Here is a 4,129-nt window from a genome sequence, read left to right as displayed (position 1 = left end):
ATATAATGTACTTAACTTAAAATGTACTAAAGGTTGATAATGTCATTCATTAGAGCTTACTTACGTGCTTCCACAGACGAGCAAGATGCACTTAGAGCAAAACAATCGTTAAAAGAGTTCGTTGATTCACATCAAGTAAAAGTAGCCAGTTGGTATACAGAGAATGTTAGCGGTACATCAGCATCTCGCCCTGAGCTTGATAGATTGATCGGAGACAGTTTAATAGGGGATGTCTTGCTAATTGAAAAGATGGATAGACTTACACGCTTGCCATTTGAGCAGTGGCAAACCCTTAAAGCTCGTATTCAACAAGCAGGATTAAGGATTGTGGTACTTGATCAACCAATGACTCACCAAAGCTTAAAGTCCAATCAAGATCAAGTGACAGGAGCTATACAACAAGCTTTAACTGCTTTTATGTTGGACTTGGGTGCAGCCATGGCAAGAGATGATTACGAAACCCGTAGAGTGCGTCAGAAGCAAGGAATTGAGAAAGCAAAGGAAAAAGGGCTCTATAAAGGTCGTCCAGTGGATAATGAATTGCACAATAACATCAAGTCCATGCTATCTGCTGGCATGAGCTATACACAAATTCATAATGCACTTGGCTGTTCTAGAGTCACGATTAGTAAGGTAAAGAAGAGTATGGCGTGAGTCGTGAATGTGGAGCTAACAAATTTGATACCGAACAAACTATTACCATTATGTATAAAATGAGCGTATGAGTGCACAGTATTGAGTGGCATAATGTATGTTTCTACGCTTGGATTTTGGGCTATAGTTCAATAAGTTGCCCCCAAAAGCCTATGTAGTTCTCTATCGATTATAGGTTGTACATAATGAAGCTATCAAAAGTTCGTATCTCAAATTTTCAATGTTTTAACCAAAGTCCGACAGAAATTGATTTTGAAAATCAATTAACAGCTCTTATTGGCTTGAATGGCAGTGGAAAGACTTCAACACTCCAAGCATTGAGTCGAATGTTTGGTGTTAGTGAATCAGCTAGAAAAATTAAGGTTGATGATTTTCATAGTCCGTCGGTTGCAGACCAGAGAGCGGATAAGCTGTCAATCGAAGCATGGTTTACTTTTCCTGAAGCCGAAACTGAAGATGACATGATCGCTGTAGCGGGAACGTTTAACCAGTTATGCTTTAGATCTTCTGGTGATGAAATGATGCTTAGGCTGAAACTTGAAGCGACACTAACAGTTGACGATATTTCTCCGGATGGTGTTGTAGATGAAACGGTCTACTATGTACTGACTGACAGTGACACCTATGATGGTGATAAATGTCGCGAGTTGCGCAGATCTGATAGGAATAATATTCAAGTTCATTACATTCCAGCGAGTAGAAACCCTTTTAAAGAAATAAGCTCATCTACAAAGATGCTGCTGGGTAGACTGTTAAATGCAATTCAATGGGATCAAAGTGCTGATGGCGAGCTACATAAGGCTTTAGGGTTTACTGAACAGGCAAGTGAAGAAATCTCTAAAAATAGTGCTATAAAACTTATTGAAAAACAGCTCCAAAGTAGTTGGCAAGAAATGTACTCCGGAGATTATCTTAGTAAGGCGAAGATTAATTTTTTGCCATTGCAAACTGATGAATTGTTAAAAACGATTACTCTTTCCTTTGAGTCTGATACAAATAATAGAAAGGCTACTATGGACAGATTGAGTGACGGACAACGTTCACTATTACATATATCCATAATTCAAGCTGTTCATGAGCTAGAGTCAAAAGCTCTTAGAAAGCAAAGTAATCGAGTTCATTTTGACGCTAAAAAACTGAACACTCCAATTTTTACTTTGCTTGCGTTAGAAGAGCCAGAGAACCATCTAGCTCCTCATTTTTTGGGGAGAATAGTAAAATCTATGAGCTCATTAGCTAAGTCAACAAATGCACAGGTTTTAGTCACTACGCACTCCCCAAGTTTAGTCGGAAGAATCGAACCGACCCAAATTCGTTACTTTAGGTTAGATAGTACATCGAGAAATACAGTTGTTTCTAAAATACAGTTACCAGAGAAGCAAGATGAACTGTATAAATTTGTTGCGGGTGCAGTTAAAGCTTACCCCGAGATTTATTTTGCCAGATTGGTTATTTTGGGTGAGGGGGAAAGCGAACAAATAGTTATACCAAAACTATTGTCCAAAGTTGGTATTGATATCGATGATAGTTTCGTTAGTGTCGCTCCTTTAGGGGGAAGGCATGTGAACCATTTTTGGAAGCTTTTAAATGGGTTAGGGATTCCATATGTTACTCTTTTAGATATGGATTACGGTCGAAATGGCGGCGGATGGGGGCGTGTAAAGTATGTAGTAGACCAGAAAGTAAAGTTAGGTGGAAGAGAACTACTTACTAATATACCTGATTGGGATAGTTCAGCCTCAAACCCTATGACTAGCAAATTGTCGAATATGGATGAAACAGCTGAAGGTCTCCTAAATAATAATGGGATTTTCTTTTCTACACCACTAGATCTAGATTACTCGATGCAGTTGTCTTATCCACAATATTACAATGAAAAGCTTTTTGGCGAAAATGGGCCACAAAATAAAGATTGGGCATCATTAAAATCTTCTGTTTTGAAATCTAAATATTCTAAAAGTATCGGTGATGATTACTATGATGAAATGCAAGACGAAAAAAATTTCTTATGGTACAACTATAGATTCTTAGGTAGTAAAGGAAAGCCAGTTTCCCACATTAATGCTCTTGAACAAATTGATTTTAATTTACCAGAGAACATCGATAGGATCCCTGTAGGGATTAAAAGTATGATCGAATATATAGAAAAAGAAATTTCTAAACTCGCGGAGTGATATTTATGATTGATGCTTCAGTGTGGGAACCAAAAGATGGATTGAAATTTGATGATAAGTCTTTAGATATTATTAAAAGCAATAACAACATTGCTGTTTTGGCTGGGCCTGGAGCAGGTAAAACAGAGATACTTGCGCAGAAAGCCTGTTTTATTCTGGAGACAGAGTTGTGTTCATGGCCATATAATATTTTATCTATATCAAGAAAAAGAGAATCAGCATCAAATATTAAAGAGCGAGTGTCCTTGAGGTGTGGCAATCTATTATCTGAAAGATTTCACTCTTTTACAATTGAAGCTTTTACAAAAAGCATTGTAGATAGGTTTACGTATGTGTTACCTAAGCATGAACAACCGAGCGAAGATTACAGTCTAGTTTTTAATCATTGGGAAAGCTCTTTCCCAAAAAAACTCAGCTTTGATGATATTACCTTAACCGCAATAAAGATAGTGAAAGCCTCACCTAACTTAATGAAGTCTATACGAGCGACTTATAAGTATGTTTTCATAGATGAATTTCAGGATTTAAACGGACATCAATATGACTTCGTTAAGCTATTATTTTGTGAGTCGGATAGTGTTGTAACTATTGTTGGTGACACCAAGCAGGCGATAATGAAGTTTGCTCATGCTTTACCAGATGGTTTTGTGAAGTTTGAAGTAGACTTTAAAGCACAGCCTATAGTGATTTATACCAACTTTAGAGCATCACCTGAACTGAAATGTTTTATAGATAGCGTGGGTAGTGCTTGGTGGCCTATTAATTCTGATATATCAAAAGCAAATAGCCAGTATGATAAGTTGAATAAAGAAGACTACTCTATGCTTCGTTTTGAAAACGAAGATCATGAAGCTAAACAATTATCTCTAAAAATTAAGCACTGGATTGAAGAAGAAGGAATTAAACCTGAAGATATAGCCGTGCTATTTCGAGTTAATACGAACAACAATTATAGTAGGAATCTTAGTAAGAGATTACTAGATCTTGGAATACTAAGTGTAAATGAAAGTAATGTGCAAGACCACTTATCTGAACCGTTAGGGAAGGTGATGATATCACTATTATCACTGTTAACTAGATCCAGAGATGTTGATTCGTGGGAATCTCTAAGAGATTCTTATTTATATTGTCGTTCAGGTAGTTCTGATTACGAAGACTTCGAGTTAAGTAAAATTCTAGATTTCATAAGTAACCACAAATACTACAAAGAAGGCGATCATAAATCGTTCGATGATCTACTTAGTGATACTGTAGATTTTATGAATGAGTTTTTCTACGATAACCTTAGAAATACGTGGGTC

Annotated in this window: 3 protein-coding genes; all 3 read left to right on the top strand. The window is 36.8% G+C overall.

Features of this window, described 5'->3' with window-relative positions:
- Positions 1-39: 39 nt before the first annotated feature.
- A complete protein-coding gene (locus BCT81_RS14155) occupies positions 40-654 on the top strand; it encodes a recombinase family protein (RefSeq protein WP_102424832.1) in 615 nt (204 codons plus the stop codon).
- A 185-nt stretch (positions 655-839) separates the two neighbouring features.
- Positions 840-2,828, top strand: a complete 1,989-nt coding sequence (locus BCT81_RS14150) for an AAA family ATPase (protein WP_241908208.1) — start codon at positions 840-842, stop codon at positions 2,826-2,828.
- A 5-nt stretch (positions 2,829-2,833) separates the two neighbouring features.
- Positions 2,834-4,129 (top strand): UvrD-helicase domain-containing protein (locus BCT81_RS14145; protein WP_102424830.1); only part of this gene is annotated, 1,296 nt, incomplete at its 3' end.

This window comes from Vibrio sp. 10N.261.52.A1 (genome assembly GCF_002876325.1).
Classification (GTDB): domain Bacteria; phylum Pseudomonadota; class Gammaproteobacteria; order Enterobacterales; family Vibrionaceae; genus Vibrio; species Vibrio chagasii.
Note: the sequence above shows the minus strand (reverse complement) of the source record. Positions and strands in the feature narration are given on the sequence as shown.